Annotated in this window: 15 protein-coding genes; 4 read left to right on the top strand and 11 right to left on the bottom strand. The window is 65.2% G+C overall.

Translation table 11 applies throughout. The annotated features are described in order from the left end of the window. The first annotated feature begins 274 nt into the window (after positions 1-274). The 3 genes from RTI28_RS27840 to RTI28_RS27830 all read left to right on the top strand — a co-directional run bounded on the left by RTI28_RS27840 (position 275) and on the right by RTI28_RS27830 (position 2,952). A complete protein-coding gene (locus RTI28_RS27840) occupies positions 275-1,003 on the top strand; it encodes an AraC family transcriptional regulator (RefSeq protein WP_036992910.1) in 729 nt (242 codons plus the stop codon). Positions 1,004-1,074: 71 nt separating this feature from the next. After that, positions 1,075-1,971, top strand: a complete 897-nt coding sequence (locus tag RTI28_RS27835) for a sterol desaturase family protein (protein WP_228846183.1) — start codon at positions 1,075-1,077, stop codon at positions 1,969-1,971. A 366-nt stretch (positions 1,972-2,337) separates the two neighbouring features. Continuing rightward, on the top strand, positions 2,338-2,952 hold the full coding sequence (locus RTI28_RS27830; RefSeq protein WP_316923496.1) for a class I SAM-dependent methyltransferase: 615 nt from the start codon (positions 2,338-2,340) through the stop codon (positions 2,950-2,952). A gap of 105 nt (positions 2,953-3,057) precedes the next feature. On the opposite strand, the gene RTI28_RS27825 is transcribed toward RTI28_RS27830, so the two are convergent. The 11 genes from RTI28_RS27825 to RTI28_RS27775 form a co-directional block, all read right to left on the bottom strand. Then, positions 3,058-3,477 (bottom strand): Ohr family peroxiredoxin, encoded by a 420-nt coding sequence (locus RTI28_RS27825; protein ID WP_316923495.1) that lies wholly within the window; start codon positions 3,475-3,477, stop codon positions 3,058-3,060. A 166-nt stretch (positions 3,478-3,643) separates the two neighbouring features. Continuing rightward, positions 3,644-4,564, bottom strand: coding sequence for a pyridoxal-phosphate dependent enzyme (locus RTI28_RS27820; protein WP_316923494.1), 921 nt, complete (start codon positions 4,562-4,564; stop codon positions 3,644-3,646). After that, positions 4,561-5,358, bottom strand: a complete 798-nt coding sequence (locus RTI28_RS27815) for a PhzF family phenazine biosynthesis protein (protein ID WP_316923493.1) — start codon at positions 5,356-5,358, stop codon at positions 4,561-4,563. The genes RTI28_RS27820 and RTI28_RS27815 overlap by 4 nt, the downstream gene beginning before the upstream one ends. 10 nt (positions 5,359-5,368) lie before the next feature. After that, on the bottom strand, positions 5,369-6,046 hold the full coding sequence (locus RTI28_RS27810; protein WP_316923492.1) for a transcriptional regulator: 678 nt from the start codon (positions 6,044-6,046) through the stop codon (positions 5,369-5,371). A 93-nt stretch (positions 6,047-6,139) separates the two neighbouring features. Then, the gene (locus RTI28_RS27805; protein WP_316923491.1) at positions 6,140-6,718 is read right to left on the bottom strand and encodes a flavin reductase family protein; all 579 of its coding nucleotides are present in this window, start codon (positions 6,716-6,718) and stop codon (positions 6,140-6,142) included. A 92-nt stretch (positions 6,719-6,810) separates the two neighbouring features. Then, positions 6,811-7,752, bottom strand: coding sequence for an OB-fold domain-containing protein (locus RTI28_RS27800; protein WP_316923490.1), 942 nt, complete (start codon positions 7,750-7,752; stop codon positions 6,811-6,813). A gap of 3 nt (positions 7,753-7,755) precedes the next feature. Continuing rightward, positions 7,756-8,967 (bottom strand): thiolase family protein, encoded by a 1,212-nt coding sequence (locus RTI28_RS27795; RefSeq protein WP_316923489.1) that lies wholly within the window; start codon positions 8,965-8,967, stop codon positions 7,756-7,758. 52 nt (positions 8,968-9,019) lie between these two features. Beyond that, positions 9,020-10,684 (bottom strand): DUF1302 domain-containing protein, encoded by a 1,665-nt coding sequence (locus RTI28_RS27790; protein ID WP_316923488.1) that lies wholly within the window; start codon positions 10,682-10,684, stop codon positions 9,020-9,022. A gap of 39 nt (positions 10,685-10,723) precedes the next feature. Next, entirely contained in the window at positions 10,724-11,782 is a 1,059-nt protein-coding gene (locus RTI28_RS27785) for an MBL fold metallo-hydrolase (protein ID WP_316923487.1), read from the bottom strand. Then, positions 11,775-13,610 carry a long-chain-acyl-CoA synthetase gene (locus RTI28_RS27780; RefSeq protein ID WP_316923486.1) on the bottom strand — a complete coding sequence of 612 codons (1,836 nt, stop codon included), beginning with the start codon at positions 13,608-13,610 and terminating at the stop codon, positions 11,775-11,777. The genes RTI28_RS27785 and RTI28_RS27780 overlap by 8 nt, the downstream gene beginning before the upstream one ends. Then, complete coding sequence (locus tag RTI28_RS27775; protein WP_316923485.1) at positions 13,607-14,689, bottom strand: alkene reductase; 1,083 nt, start codon at positions 14,687-14,689, stop codon at positions 13,607-13,609. Before RTI28_RS27775 ends, RTI28_RS27780 begins: the two co-directional genes overlap by 4 nt. Before the next feature lie 240 nt (positions 14,690-14,929). Here RTI28_RS27775 and RTI28_RS27770 point away from each other — a divergent pair, with 240 nt between their 5' ends. Next, entirely contained in the window at positions 14,930-16,264 is a 1,335-nt protein-coding gene (locus RTI28_RS27770) for an MFS transporter (RefSeq protein WP_316923484.1), read from the top strand. Positions 16,265-16,389 lie beyond the last annotated feature (125 nt).

The raw sequence follows: 16,389 nt of genomic DNA, 5'->3' as shown, positions 1-16,389 counted from the left end.
ATTGCATGGCCCTGATGATCGGCGCTCTGCATCGGGCAAGGTTGTGCCGGCATGCTGAAAGCCACACCGCCGAAGGCCGGCAGCACGAGGCTAGCAATCATTACCAGGATCAATCCAATCCGACGCACAGCAATTCACCAGGCGGGGCGATAGGGCGACGATAGCAGATTGCCCCGGGGCATGAACGCTCGTTTTGGCGATAACAGCACTTCGTTGATTTGGATCAAATAGAGTGTCATGCAGGGTAGGGTGCCAAAAGCAGAGGAACTGTCAGGTGATTGCATCACAGAGTGCCAGCTGGCACGGCAAAGCCTGGGTATCTCCAGGTTTCGGGGTGTTTTTAGGGCAGGTAGGCAATCATGATTGGCATCGCCACATGGCTCACCAGATCACCATTGGTATCAACCGCGACTTGACGGTGACTACATCTGACAGCCACGTCACGGCCCGAGCCATTTGCATTCACGCGGGCGTCACTCATCGAATCGAAGCAGTTGAGGTTATTTCGATTTACCTTGATGCACTTTCTGAGGAGGCACGGGCATTCAATGCCTCTACGAGCATCTTGCCTATCGATGTGCAAAGCATTGTGTCTCTGCAGAGACTGTTGGCAACTCCCTGTATCACCGCACAGCAAATGCGGGGAGCGGTTCGCCAATTTCTTAATCTCACCGATCTGCCGATCATCGATCCACGGCTGCAACTTGTCCTTGAAGCCTTGAACGAGCCCGCCAATGGCAGACAAGAACTGGCAGACCTGATGCACCTGTCGACGACTCGTTTTTCTCATTGGTTTGTTGAACAGACTGGCTTGCCATTGCGCAGCTACCGTAAGTGGCTTCGCCTAGTCGCTGCGTTACAGCTCATTACGGCTGGCCAAAGTCTGACAGGGGCCGCCCATGCTGCAGGATTCTCGGATTCCGCGCACTTTTCCCGCACCTTTCGCAGCCTATTTGGCCTCGATCCTTCGTCAGCTCTGAGCCAGGTCAGTCTCAGCAGCTGAGGTCAGCTTTTTTGTTCAAGCCAGAACCCTGGGGACCGCCTAACGTAGGGGCATCAAGAAGAGGGGGCTGCATGATGAGCAATTGCTTCAGGTTTCTGATCCGCTGGTTCAGCTATCCCGTCATATTTGGCGGTACGGCTGGCTGGATGATCTGGCAGCTTTACGAGGGCGTGCCATATTGGCCCAGCACAGCCCTGATTGCAGTAGTCGGAATTATTCCGGTCGCCATGCTGGAGCGTCTACAACCGTGCCGTCAGAGCTGGCTTACCGACCACGGCGACACACTGACCGATCTGCTTCACCTGATCGTGAATCTGTCCGTCATCCAGTTCACCGCTGCGATTCTGGCTCGACTGGGCGATTGGGTGCCTGATGCCGCTCGCACCTTTCCAACGACTTGGCCGCTCTGGATCCAGTTGCTCATCGTAGCCATGGTTTTGGATCTCAGTCTCTATGCCATGCACCGACTCAGCCACTATGTGCCGTGGCTATGGCGCTTACATGAGCCCCATCACAGTGCAGAGCGCCTCTATTGGATGAATGGCGAGCGTCGACATCCACTACACGCGGCGATCATGGCGGGCCCTGGACTCTTGGTGCTCTTCGCGATGGGGACACCTTCAGCTCTCGTCGCAACCTGGTTTGGCATCCTGACAGTGCATCTCGCATTTCAACATTCCAACCTGGACTACTCGCTAGGCTGGATGCGCAATGTGATTGGCGTCGCGGAGACACACCGCTGGCACCACAAACGGGAGTTCGAAGATGCCCAGGTCAATTTCGGCGAGTTCTTACTGCTGTGGGATCACCTGTTTAGAACCTTCTATGACGCGGCAGAAAAGCTCGGCGATGCCCAGGTAGGACTGCAAGAAGGTGACTACCCGACTGGGTATCGGGCTCAACTGGTAGCTCCGTTTAAGCGGGTTTCACAAGCTAATAGGATTCGCCGTACCCACTCGGCGGGCTAGCACAGGACCGACCTCGCTGGCCGTTCAGTCGAGCCCAAAGTGGGTGTTGGAGCCCAGGTCAAACAGCATGCCTAGCGGGAAGGCCTGAGCCAGCGGGACACAGGTTTTTGGATCTTCACTTCCGGATGCTGAAGAACAAAACAGGTAAAGCGTTCTCCATTTTTGAAGATTAGTGCTGGGAATTTTCTATTTTTAGTTCGGTGTACTGCTGGTGACATACGAAGCACATCTAACCGAACACGTTATTTAACATAATATACATTATACGAACCTAGACGTATTCCCCCCAGCCCACACCCAGAGTACATTTCAACCCCTGAACCCCACCCGGAACGCTGCGCCTCAATCCAAGGATCGACACCCTCCATGCTTCACCATCCCTCCGCGCACCAGATCATCGATCTCTACGACCGCCATGCCGACACCTGGGATCGACTGCGCGGCAATCATTTCCCCGATCGCAAATGGATCGAGCGTTTTCATTCGCTGCTGCAACCGTCTTCACAGGTCCTGGATATCGGCTGTGGTTCCGGTCAACCGGTGGCACGTTTGCTGACCGAGGCTGGTCATCAGGTGACTGGCGTGGATGCCTCGGCGCAGATGATTGCCCAGTGCCGCGTGCGATTCGCCGAGCACGAATGGATTCGCGCCGATATGCGCAAGCTGGACCTGGGTCGCCAGTTCGCCGGCATCCTTGCCTGGAACAGCTTTTTCCATCTGCACCCCGACGACCAACGCCGGATGTTCCCGGTGTTCCAGCGCCACGCAGCACCCGGCACGCTGCTGGTGTTCACCAGCGGCACTGGCCTGGGCGAAGCCCTGGGTGAATTCCAGGGCGAGACGCTGTATCACGCCAGCCTCGATCCGCAGGAATACCGCAATCTGCTGTGCGAACACGGTTTCGAGGTGCTGGAGCATGTGGTCGAAGACCCGGAAAGCGGCGGCCTGACGGTCTGGCTGAGCCGTGCCCTGTCCTCTTGAACAATGCAATTAATTTATAACTAAACTAAATAATCATTTAGTTTAGTTATAAATAGGTGCACGAAGCGCTGACATCGTCACCCTCCTCGCGCACGCCGTTCCCGCTCACGGAATCACGAAATCCACCTCGATATTGCCGCGGGTCGCTTTGGAGTACGGGCAGATCTGGTGCGCTTCGGCGACCAGGGTCTGCTTGTCTTCCTGCGTCAGGCCCGGCAGGTGAACGGTCAGTTGCGCGACCAGGACGAAGCCACCATCGGCGCTGTTGCCCAGGGACACGTAGGCATCTACCGCGACGTCATCGGGAATGCGCACCTTGTACTTCTGCCCCGCCCGGCGCAAGGCGCCGATAAAGCAGGCGGACCAGCCGATGGCGAACAACTGCTCGGGGTTGCTGCCCGGCCGCCCGGAACCCGGCGGGCTCAATACCAGGTCGAGTTCGCCGTCGCGGGTACGACCGCGGCCTTCGCGGCCGCCGCTGGTGTGGGTGTGGGCGGTATAGAGGATGGTGACAGGCTTGGTCATGCTGATATCTCCAGATGGCTACGTCGCTCATGCCCGCCGCCAGGTGCGTTCGGGCTGCTCCATTTGGACCTCGGCATGTATCGGCGACGTATCCAGCGGCAGCGCTATTTGTAACCGAGTCCGCGCTGTTCGCCCGGTGGATACACAGCGATACAACCCTGCAGGGTCACTTCGCGGTCTTGCGCCACTCGCGGATCTGCTCGAGGGTTGCGGTCACGCCACCGCAGACCACCACCAGCACACGCTCGTAGCGGCGCAGTTCGGCACTCGGCGCATAGGCCAGGGCCAGCGCAGCACCACAGGCCGGCTCGACCAGCAGCCGATGGTCGGACAGAAAGCGCTCGCAGGCGTCCAGCGCGTCGGCATCGCTGACCACATGGCTGAACACCTTTCCACCCTGGCTCAGCATGAAAGCCTGTTCGCTGACCTGCTTGGCACCCAGGGAGGTGGCGACGCTGTCGATGCTGTCCAGCACCACCCGTTCGCCCTTGGCCATGGCGGCTGCCAACGAGGCGGCACCGGCGGTTTCCACGGCGAACACCGGCACATCGTCCCAGCCGTTGCGCCGCAGCCCTTCGCAGACACCGGACAGCAGCCCGCCCCCACCCACCGCCAGGACCACCGCATCCGGCGTGAAACCGTCTGCGGCGACTTCGTCCACCAGGCTGGCATGGCCCTCCCACAGCAGCGGGTCGTCGAACGGATGAATGAAGGCATCGTCCTCGCCCAGCAGTGACAAGGCCAGTTCATTGGCCTCCTGCCAGACCTTGCCGTGGACGATGACCTCGGCCTGCTCCTGGCGAATCAGCTCGCGGGCGCGCTCGGTGGTGGTTTCCGGTACGACCACGGTCACCGGCAGGCCCAGGCAACGTCCGGCATAGGCCACGGCGATCCCGGCATTGCCGCCGGAGGACGAGATGAACCGGCGCTTGCCCTGCCGCGCATGGTGTTCGCAGGCCAGGCCGATACCGCGCAGCTTGAACGAACCGGCAGGCTGCAGCGCCTCCAGTTTCAGCCAGACCTCCTGGCCGCTGGCCAGGCTCAGCGGGCGTGACGCCAGCAAGGGCGTGTGCAGATGCAGGCTCATGCCGAGGCTCCGAGGAACAGGCTGCCGCGCATATACAGGCGCGCTTCGCCGCTGATGATCACCCGGCCGTTGTCCGCCAGCTCGCAACGCAACTGGCCGCGCCGCGCACCGCCCTGGCGGGCGACGAAGCGGCGCTTGCCCAGGCGTTCGGCCCAGTAGGTGACCAGCGAGGTATGCGCCGAACCGGTCACCGGGTCTTCGTTGACCCCGACCCGCGGGCCGAAGAAGCGCGAGACGAAATCGAAACCGTCGCTGCCCAGCGCCGTCACGGCGATGCCGCGCACGTCGTAGTGCATCAGGGCGGCGAAGTCGGGCTTGAGGTTCTCCAGGGTCTGCGCATCCTCCACCACCACGATGTAGTCGTCGCTGCGGTACAGCGCTGCGATCCGGCAGCCCAGGGCTTCGGCCAGGCCGGCTGGTGGCGTGTGTGGCTGGGGATGCTTCTGCGGGAAATCCATCGCCAGGCGATCGCCCTCGCGGCTGACCCGCAGTTCGCCGCTGCGGGTGAAGAAGCGCAGGGTCGACTCGCGGGCGCCGAGTTCGTTGAACAGCACCCAGGCCGCGGCCAGGGTGGCGTGGCCGCACAGGTCGACTTCCACCTCGGGGGTGAACCAGCGCAGCCGGTAGCCCTCGCCTTCGGCGACGAAGTACGCGGTCTCGGAGAGGTTGTTCTCTTCGGCGATGCGCTGCAGGGTGACGTCGTCCAGCCAGTGCTCCAGCGGGCAGACCGCCGCCGGATTGCCGCCGAATACGCGATCGCTGAAGGCATCGACCTGGTAGATCGGGAGTTGCATGGCGCTTTCCTTAACCGTTGCGGATTTCTTCGAGGTAGTTGTAGATCGTGTAGCGACTGACACCTAGCGCCGCCGCGGCTTTCTCCACCGCGCCCTTGACGATGAACAGCCCGCCGTCGTGCATCTGCCGTACCGCTTCGAGCTTCTGCGTCTTGCCGAAACGCACGCCACGCTGGCGGGCGTCCTGCAGCGCGCCGTCGATGATGCGGTTCATCAGCTGTTCCAGGTCCGGGGCCTCGCTGGGTGCCGGCGGCGGTTCTTCGGCGCTGCCGAGCAATTGCTCCAGGCAGGCCTGGGCGGCGGCGATACCGCTGAGGTCGCTGTTCACGCAGAGGCTGGCGAAGGGTTCGCCGCCGGCATCGCGGAATACGGCGGTCGCGCTGCGCAAGGTTTTGCCGTCATGGCCCTGGGTCGGGTAGTTGCCGATCACCACCGGGGTCTGGCTGCCCTTCTCCAGCGCCGCCCGCAACACGGCGTCGAAACCGCGGTCATGGCGCGGGCCGGCGAGGATCGGGCTGCCAATCTGGCGCCCGCTGATATGACCGTTGACGATGGCCAGCACCGAATGTTCCGGGTGGGTCAGGTCGTGCAGGACCACTTCGGTGTTGCGGCCCAGGACGGTGCCGAGCATGCGCACGGTGGCATGCAGCACGTCGAGGACCAGTTGGCGTTCCGGGGAGGCAGGCATGGGACTGTCCGGGGTGGTTGGACAGGCAAAATATCAACATTTAGTTTAATTTTCAACAAAACATCTGTTCTGCCCTGACCGCGAGCACGTCGATCAGGGCTGCTCCACATCCAGCGCCTCGCCGATCGCATAGAAGTGCCCACCGGCCACATAGTGCAGGCTGCGCAGCGCCGGATCGGCCTTCTCGAACAGCCAGTGCCCATCGACGAACACCCGCTCGTCCGCCCAGGCGGCCACCACTTCGGCGATGAACAGGTCGTAGGTGCTCTGGTTGTGGGGCTCGTCGATCACCCGGCACATCAGCCAGGCCGAACACCCGGCCACCAGCGGCGCCGGATAGCCATCGACGCGAAACAGTTCGACGCCGGCCTGGTCGAGTTTGTCCGGCTGCTCGGCCAGGCTGTGGCTGCCGACCTGGTGAGTCAGTTGCAACTGCCCGGCATTGGGCACCTGCACCACCATCCAGCCGCTGTTCTCCACCAGCGCGCGGGTACGGGTGATCTTGTCGATGACCACGGTGACCTTGGGCGGGTCGAAGTCCAGGGCGCAGGCCCAGGCGGCGGCCATGACGTTGTCGACGCCGGCGTGGCTGGCGGAAACCAGGACGGTCGGGCCGTGGTTCAGAAGGCGGTAGGCTTTTTTCAGGTCGACGGGGTGGAAGTGGGGAGACATTCGGAACCTCGGTGTCAGTGGTGGGACCGCGTTGCGGTCCTTCGCGAGCGAGCTCCCACAAGGATCGCGGGAGCGAGCTCGCGAATACTGACTCAACCGCGATACAGAATCACCAGGTCATTGATCACCGAAGGCCGCTCCTGCCCCAGCACATGGATATTGATCTCCAGGGTCAACTGCGTCCCGCGTCCGAGCAGTTCCACGCTCTTGACCCGCGCCCGCGAGTGAATCCGTGCCCCCGCCGGTACCGGCGCGGGGAAGCGCAGGCGGTCCGAGCCATAGTTGATCTGGGTGCTGAAACCAGTGATCTCGAAGCCCAGTGCCAGCTTCATCCGCGACTGCAGCACCTGGACCAGCGCGCCATGGGCGATGGTGCCGCCAAACGGACTGTGCAACCGCGCCCGCTCGGGATCGGTGTGAATCCAGTAGTCATCCCCGGACAGCTGGGCGAAGGCATCGATCAATGCCTGGTCGACCACGATCACATTGCTCCAGTCGCTGAAACTGTCGCTGACCAGCGCCTGCAACGCCGCGGCATCATTGAAGTCGATGCGGGTGACCGCCGACGTCTCCACCTCCACCACCGGTGCCAGCCCCGGCAACGGTTCCAGCGCTGCGGCGTCCTTCTCCACGGCGGTAAAACGCAGCAGGCGATTGCCCTTGCCGTCGACCTCGGCGAACACCGGCTGCAGCTCCATGCCGACGCGGATCTCGTCCTCGTTCAGGCCGACCAGGGTGGTGTTGATCCGCACCCCTTCAGCCAGTTCCACCACCGCCAGCTTCTGCGGCATCTCGTCGGCGAAGTCCGGCAAGGTGGCAATCCGCGTCAGGGTGTAGCTGTACAGCATCGCCCTGCCCTGCACCTCGCGCCAGGCCAGGTCGTGGGCCAGGCATTGCGGACAGTGCCGGCGCGGATAGAACACCCAGTGTGCACAGGCATTGCACTGCTGGATCAGCAGGCGGCGGGCCTTCAGGCCTTCCCAGAACGGCGCGGAGATTTCCGTGGCGACGGGCATCGGTTTGTTGTTGGACATCGCTCAAGCTCCCTGAAGAATCAATGCGCCCTGCTCGCTCATCACGCCGCCGGTACCGGAGACGTAGACGTTGTCGCAGCGCTGCAACTGGCGCTCGCCGGCGGCGCCGGCAATCTGCGTCACCGCCTCGATCACCTGCGACATGCCGCCGGCCGAGCCGGCCTGGCCGAAACTGAGCTGGCCGCCGTGGGTGTTCATGGGGAAATCGCCGCGGAAGGTCAGGTCGTGCTCGCGCACGAACGCCATGCCCTCGCCCTTGCCGCAGAAACCGGCGTCTTCCAGGGTCAGCAAGGCGGTAATGGTGTAGCAGTCGTAGATCTGCGCGGCGTGCATGTCGGTCGGTTTCACCCCGGCCATGGCGAAGGCCCGCTGCGAGGCCGGGCCGATCGGCGTGCGGAGCATGTCCTCGGCATAGGACGGCGACTTGAACGCCAGGTGCTCGCCGAAGCCGGTGACGAAGGCCGGGCGCTTGCGGGCCCGGGCGGCCACTTCCTTCGAAGCGACGATCATCGCCGCGCCGCCGGCCACCGGCATGACGATCTCCAGCACATGCAGTGGGTCGGCGACCATGCGGCTGGCCAGTACCTGCTCCACGCTCAGCGGCTGGCCGAAGAACATCGCCTCCGGGTTGGCCAGGGCGTTGGTCCGTTGATCGACGGCGATCTTGGCCATGGCCCGCGGGTCGTAGCCGTACTGTGCGGCATAGCGCTGGGCGATCATCGCGTAGCCGGTGTTCTGCCCCATGTGCCCGTAAGGCAGGTCGAACTCCGCTTCCGGCGCGCCGAACGCCGTGCTGTGCCCGCCGAAGCGCATGGCCCGGGCCATCCAGCTCGGGTCTTCGTCCGGGCCGAACGGCGCCATGCGCGCCGGCAGCACGCACAGCACTGCCTGGCACAGGCCCAGTTCGATGGCGGCGGCGGCGCGCCAGACCATGCCCACCGAAGTGCAGCCGCCGAGGTCGACCACTTCGGCGAAGTTCAGCCGCAGGCCGAGGTATTCCGCGGCCATGGCCGGGACGAACACCGAGGCTTCGTGAAACTGCGGGCCGTTGATCACCAGCCCGTCGAGGTCCTGCGCGCTCAGGCCGGCATCGCGCAAGGCGCGAGCGGCGAGGTCGGCGACCTGCTCCAGGTGGAACATCTTCGGCGCCGTGGCGTACTTCTCCGGCTTGTATTGCGCGGTGCCAACAATGGCCGCGTGCCCTTTGAGGCCCATGTTTCCTCCCTGCCCGGGCCCCTGGCCCGGGTGTCGTGTCGATGGATGTGGATCAGAAGCTGTATTTCATCGAGAAGGTGGCGTAGTCGCGGTCGGCGAACGGCCGCTTGATCGGGTCCGGCGAGCCCAGGTAGCCGGTGTAGTTGAGGCCGACTTCGAGGTTGCCCAGGTACTTGAAGGTGGTGCCTACGCTGATGCGTCGGTCGCCCTGCACCCCGGAGATGCTTCCGGCCATGGGTGTCGAGCCGCTGAACACGTTGGAGAAGCGCACTGGCACTTCCAGATCCCAGCCCTGGAAAACCCCCGGATAACTGAACGATGCGCCCAGGGTGTAGGCGCTGGCCGTGCGGCTGCGCCAGGCGGACGAGGTCTTGTAGCTGTAGTCATCGGACTCTCCCACCATGCCGGCCAGCGACGGCAGCAGGTTGACGCCTTGCAGGTTGGGCGCCGCCGAGGTGGCGTCGACGCTGTCGGCCCGCACATGAATGATTTCCCCGGTCAGGGTGGTCTGGCTGGCCCACGGCCGATCGCCCAGCACGCGCATGGCCGAGAGCTGCATCTGCTGGCCCTTGCCGCGGGCCGGGACCGGGCCCAGGCCGGTGTTGACCATGATCGGCGCGCCGTCGCGGTACGACCATTCGCCGCCGATCTGCACCTCGCCGATCTTGGTCGAGGCGCTGATCCCGGTGAGCTTGATGTCCTCGAAATACTTGACCCGGTAGCCGTTGGCGGCGAAGGCATACAGGCCGCCGCCCACTGGTAGCGGGTTGTAGCCGACCAGGGCGGTGGCCGGGTTCTTGTCGTGGTAGTTGACGTGGAACAGCGACATTTCGATCGCCGGCACCGGCCGGAAGCGCACCTGCACGCCCCACTGGCCACTGTCGCGCGGCTCGTCGGTGCCGCGGTAGGCGACCCGTCCGGTCGGGGTGATGAGGAACTCGCGCCCCGGGCCGATCACGTCGCTGCTCGACAGGTAGCTGCCCACCGGCGGCAGTTCGGTGCCCTTCCATTCGTACTGCACGTAGGCGCCGAAGGTGATCTGCGGATTGAGGCGGAACGAGGCGGACACCTGCCCCACCGGCAGCAGCACTTCCTTGACCTCGACGCCGGGCTGCGCGGCTTTCACCGCATCGGAGGGGTTCTGCACGCCGTTGACCCCGGGGTAGTACAGGCTCTCGCCCCAGGACTCGATGTGCCGGCCGGCCTTGACGTCGAGCATGGTGTCGTTGTCGAAGCGCCAGCCACCGAACACGTAGGCATCCAGCAGGCGCGTGCGGCCGCCGCTGTAGTAGCGGGTGCGGCTGGTGAACTCGTCGTGGTCGCCGCTCTTGTTCACCGTGGCCGGCGAGTCGTTGTCGTTGCCCTTGTGGTAGACGTCGTCGTAGAAGGTACTGGCGCGCACCACCGCGCCGTAGTTGTCCTTGCGCAGAATCATCTCGCCCAGCGCGCCGACGCGGTGGGTGGTCAGCGCGCCGCGGTCGAAGTTGCGGTTGGCGTCGTCGGCGTTGACCCCGAGCAGGCGGTCGCTCTGCTTGCCAAGGCGCATGCCGATGCCGTAGCTGGTGGTCACCGACCAGTCGATGGTGGTGCCATCGTCGAACTCGAGGGTCTCCCCGGCCGAAACCTGGGTCGCCACCAGGGCGATGGCCGTGGCCAGGCCGCTGAGCTGAAGCCCTCGTGAGCCAAGGCCAGGCGTTTTCTTGTTGTTATCGATCACACTGACTCTCCTGTTGGGCAGCCATTCCGGCCGCCAGTTTTAGGCAAGGTTGGCGCGGCGCCGGTAGCGATACAGGTCGCCGTCCTCCTCGCGAAGCAGCAGCCCTTCGGCCATGAGGTAGTTGGCATGGGCGAGGGTTTCGCCCAGCGCCATCAGTTCGTCGAAGCGCCCGCTCAGCCGGGGGAACAGCACGCTCATCAGCTCGCGCGCGGTGCGTGGTTCGGCGCAGCTGTCCAGCAGGCGCGCGAGGTGGGCGTGGTGATGCGCCGCCAGTTGCTCCAGGCGCGCATGCAGGTTGCGGAACGGTCGCTCGTGGGCCGGCAGGACCAGTACGTCATCCGGCACGCCGCGCAACTGCTCGATGGACGCCAGCCAGTCGCGCAGCGGATCGGCGTCCGGTTCGGTGGCATGCACGCCCACCGTGGAGGTGATCCGCGGCAGCACCTGGTCGCCGGCAATCAGCAGGCGGTCGGCGGCGCTGTACAGGCAGACGTGCTCCGGCGAATGCCCGCGCCCTACCCTCACCTGCCAGTCGCGGGTGCCGATGCGCAGGCACTGGCCATCGCGCAGGCGCCGATAGCTGTTGAAGTGCAACGGGCGGAAATGCCCGTCCTGGATGGTCCGGTACATCTCGCCGGCCTGCTCCGTGGTGAAACCGGCGCGGGCGTAGTAGTCGAGGAAATCCCAGCCCGGCGCGTCGCCTTCCGGGACCTTGACGTACAGCGCCTGGTACTCCGCCTCGCTCATCAGGATCGGGCAGCGGAAGCGCTCGGCCAGCCAGCCGGCGACCCCGGCATGGTCGGAATGGAAATGGCTGCAGATCACCGCGTGCAACGGCAGGCCGGCGCACGGCCCGGCCAGTACCGCGTCCCACACCGCGCGGGTCTGCGCGGTGTTCATGCCGGTATCCAGCGCCACCCAGCCGTCGCCATCGCGCAGCAGGTACAGGTTGATATGGTCGAGCCGGAACGGCAGCGGCATGCGCAGCCACAGCACGCCATCCGCCACCTCGCGCACCGCGCCGCTGTCCGGGGTCTGCGGCCAGGGGTAGCGCAGACCGTCGCGCAGTTCGTGGCCGTTCGCGTCGAACTCAGCCATGATCGGCGACCACGAAAGGCGCCAGCTCCAGGCGCTGCAGCAGTTCCAGCGAATACGGCTGGTAGCTGCGGGTAGTCTCGTCACGGATGAACAGCGGGTCGGTGCATGCCTGCGGGCTGTAGCCCTGGCGCTGCAGGTCGACCTTGCGCAGCTTGAAGGTGCTGGTCAGGTCCGCCGCCGCGCTGACCCTGACGAACACCGGCGCGGCATAGCGCGGCAGCCGGGCTTCCGTCAGCTGGTACAGGGCCTGCGGATCGAATGCCTGTCCCGCCTGCATCAGCACCGCGGCCATGCCCGCCCGCCCCTCGTGCCCCGGCACCTGCACACCGTAGATGTTGATCAGTTCCAGGCCGTGCAGGTCGCCGAGGGCATCGGCCACTTCCTGGGTCGAGACGTTCTCGCTCTTCCAGCGGAAGGTGTCGCCGATGCGGTCGACGAAATAGCAGTAGCCATCGGCGTCCTCGCGCAGCAGGTCGCCGGAGCTCCACCAGGCATCGCCTTCGCGCAGCACATTGCGGCGGATCTTGCTTTCGCTGGCTTCGGCCGAGGTGTAGCCCTCGAAGCGCCCGCCGCCGATATCCGGGTGGTCGACGATGAAGCCCATGGCCTCGCCGATCTCGCCCACTTCGGCGAGCTGATAGAAGCCGTTCTCGTCGCGGGGGTGGCAGTCGTTCTCGATGTCGTAGCGGATCAGGCGCAGGTTGGTGCGGCTCCAGTCCGGAACCCGGCCGCAGGAACCCGGGTAGTTGTCGACATTGATCAGGTTGGTATTGGCCTCGGTGGCGCCCCAGCCCTCGAAGACCTGGATCGGACCGAAGCGCTCGATCCAACGCTGCCACGACTCCGGGGTCAGGCCGGCGCCGAGCATGCAGCGCAGGCTGTGCTGGCGTTCGCCGGGCTGTGCGGGGCGATTGAGCAGGTAGCGGCAGATTTCGCCGATGTACTGGAACACCGTGATGCCGTGACGGTTCACATCGCGCCAGAACTCGCTGACGCTGAACTTGCGCCGCACCACGATACTGGCCCCGGCGCGCAGCGCGGTGGAGGTCACCGAGGTAGCGGCGGCGCCGTGGTACAGCGGCAGGCAGCAATAGAAGACGTCGGCGCAGGTGGCCTCCAGGGTGACTTCCATCACGTCGCCGGACGACAGCCAGCGCATGTGGCTGTAGCGCGCCGCCTTGGGCAGGCCGGTGGTGCCGGAGGTGAAGATCAGCAGGGTCGGCGTCTGCGCCTCGACCTGCGCGCGGATATCCCGCGGGAAGGCGGTGCGCGGTGCGCTGTCCAGGCGGCTGGCGAACTGTCGGTCGATGAAACCGGGGATGGCACCCGGCCAGGGATTTTCCGCATCGGCCACCAGCCAGTAGGCCAGTGCCGGCAAGTCGCCGGTCTGCAGCAGATTGCCCAGGCACTCCTCGCCGATCACCAGGGCTTTCGCCGCAGTGGTGGCCAGCGCATGCAGCAGCGGCTTGCCATTGACCTGGGTGTTGATGAAGGCCACCACCACGCCGAGCTTGACCAGGCCGAACCAGGCGCTGAAGAACGCCGGACGGTTCTCCATGGCGATGGCGCAGACATCGCCGGCACGCAGGCCCTTGGCGTAGAAGGTGTGCGCCATCTGGTTGGCGCGGGCATCCATTTCGGCGTAGCTCAGCACGTCGTCGCCGTAGATCAGCAAGGGCCGCTCGGCGAAACGCTGGGCCTGCTGTTCCAGGCGATCGGCCAGGGTGTAGAGGTCCGCCGGCCTGATCTGCGCGCTGGCCGCGGAGCGCCGGTCGAGCAGCGCCTGGGTCTGTTCCCGCGGCACCACGATGCTCGCTGGCAGGTTCATGGTGTCACCTCCAGCGCGGCGTCGAAGCGCGGGTAGTCGGTGTAGCCGCGGCTACCCGCGGTGTACAGGGTCTTGCGCTCGAAGCCGGCCAGCGGCCGGCCGTGGCGCAGGCGTTCGACCAGGTCGGGGTTGCCGATGAAGTGACGGCCGAAGGACACCGCCGCGCCCTCGCCCGCCTCCAGCGCGGCGCGGGCCGAAGCGCCGTCGAAGCCGTCGTTGAGGATCAGTTTCTGACGCGCGTGCTCGCGCGCAAGACCGAAGGCGTCGAGCCCGTCGACGGGCGAACGCATCACATGCAGGTAGGCCAGCGCCAGGGGTTCCAGGGCCTGGCACAGGGTGACGGTGGTCGCCAGCGGGTCTTCGTCGTGGATGTCGTTGTACGGGTTGCCCGGGCACATGCGCACGCCGACGCGCCCCGCGCCGATGGCTGCGGCCATGGCTTGCACAGTCTCGGCGACGAAGCGCACGCGCTTGCTCGCGCTGCCGCCGTAGGCGTCGTCACGCTGGTTGCTGCCGGACGCGAGGAACTGCATGGGCAGGTAACCGCTGGTGCAGTGCAGCTCGACCCCGTCGAATCCGGCGTCGCGGGCATTCAGCGCGGCCTGGCGGTACTCGTCGATCACCGCGGCGATGCCGTCCAGGCTCAGTGCTTCGGGCTGCTCGGTGTCCACCATGCCCTGGGCGTCGCTGAACACCTGGGTCCGCGCGCGGATCGCCGAAGGCGCCACGGTCGCCGCGCCTTCGGGTTTGTTGAAGCGACTGGCGGCACGACCAACGTGCATCAGTTGCAGGACGATGCGACCGCCCGCGCCGTGTACCGCCTCGGTGACCTGGCGCCAGGCGGCAATCTGCTCGGCGTTGTAGATCGCCGGGGTGCGGCAGTAGCCCAGGCCGCTGGCGGACGGCGCGGTGCCTTCGGCGACGATCAGCCCGGCACCGGCACGCTGGCGGTAGTACTCGACCATCTCGGCACCGGGCACCGCACGCGCATCGGCGCGGCTGCGGGTCATGGGGGCCATGACGATACGGTTGGCCAGCTGCAGTTCGCCCAGGCGCACCGGCTCGAACAGAATGCTCATGTCAGCTCCTTCGTTTCTTGTTGTTTCCCGGGCTGACGGGCCTGCCGCAACCCCGGACATGGGCTGCATGATTGACGTCGAACGAGGCGCGAACATCGTCCGACAAGACTAGTTTTGCGCCTTCGGGTATCGTCTCGGGCACCTTGCGTACAAGCGTGGAAAATGGTCTGAACGGACGATGAAGCGGGTGCCGGATGCGCCGACGATCGAGCTCGATAGAACAAGAACCGGAGCAGCGCAGTGAACCCATCCAACCCTGTCACCTGGCGCACCCACTACGCGCTTCTGGTGCTCGCCAGCATCTACGTCTTCAACTACATCGACCGCCAGCTGATGGCGATCCTGATCGAGCCGGTGAAGCTCGAGTTCGGCATCTCCGATACCGGCATCGGCCTGCTCTCCGGGGTGACCTTCGCGGTGTTCTACACCGTGTTCGGCTTTCCCCTGGGGCGGCTCTCCGACCGCATCGGGCGCAAGCCGGTGATCGCCTTCAGCTGCATGGCCTGGAGCCTGATGACCATGCTCTGCGGCATGGCCGGCAACTTCCTGACCCTGGTCCTGGCGCGCATCGGCGTGGCGGTGGGCGAAGCCGGCGGCACGGCGCCTTCGGTGGCGATGGTGTCCGACCTGTATCCGGCCGAGCGCCGCTCCACGGCGTTGTCGGTGCTGATGCTGGGGTCGAGCCTGGGCGCGATCGTCGGTCTCGGCCTGGGCGGCTGGATCGCCCAGCACCATGGCTGGCGCTATGCGTTCCTGCTGATCGGCGCGCCGGGGATCCTGCTCGGCCTGGTCCTGCTGCTCACCGTGCGCGCACCGAAGCCGCGGGTGATGGCGGCAGAACAACGCGCGGCGGTGCAGGACGGCTGGCTGCAGACGCTGCTGGAGCTGCTGCGCATGCCGTCATTCGTCTGGCTGGTGCTGACTGGCGGCGCGGCGGCGATCGCCGGCTATGCCATCGGCACCTGGAGCCCGAGTTTCCTGATCCGCTCCCATGGCCTGAACCTGCAGGAGGCCGGCTTCCTCGTCGGGGTGGTGGGTGGCACCGGCTCGACCATCGGCACCCTGGTCTGCGGCATGCTTACTGATCGTCTGGCGCGCCGCGATGTGGGCTGGCAGATCGGTGTGCCGCTGCTCGGCACCCTGCTCAGCATTCCCTTCGCCCTCGCCTATTTCCTCTGGCCCCAGGGCATTGCCTTCCATATCGGCAGCATCGCCGTGCCGCAGGCGTTCCTGTTCTACAGCGCCTTCGGCTTCTTCGGCGTGTGGTGGGCGACGCCCTGCCTGGGCGCGATCACCCACCTGTTCCCGGCGACGCGCCTGGCCCAGGCCACGGCGATCTTCGTCATGGCCATGACCCTGCTCGGGGTGGGCATCGGGCCGTTGCTGATCGGGGTGCTGAGCGATTTCTTCGTGGGGACGCTGGGCGGGGAGTCGTTGCGTTATGCGCTGGCGGCGTCGGTGTCGTTGCTGGTGCTGGCGGCGTTGTTCCTGGGGATGGCGTTGCCAAGGTATCGGCGGCAGTTGCGGGGGGAATTGTCGGGGAGCCGGATCGAGGCCGCCAGGTGCCTGTCTTGAGTCTTGCAGCGCCCTCAAGATCGAGCGCCGTCCGCACGGCGCATCGCGGGCTACGCCCGCTCCCACATTTGTTGCAACGTACCTATGCCTGACAGGCCATGGTTGACCGCCTTGTTGGTTCGACT

Origin of the sequence: Pseudomonas sp. zfem002 (assembly GCF_032621685.1) — a bacterium.
GTDB classification, from domain to species: Bacteria; Pseudomonadota; Gammaproteobacteria; order Pseudomonadales; family Pseudomonadaceae; genus Aquipseudomonas; species Aquipseudomonas japonica.
The sequence above is the reverse complement of the archived record's forward strand: the minus strand, read 5'-3'. Positions and strand labels throughout refer to the sequence as shown.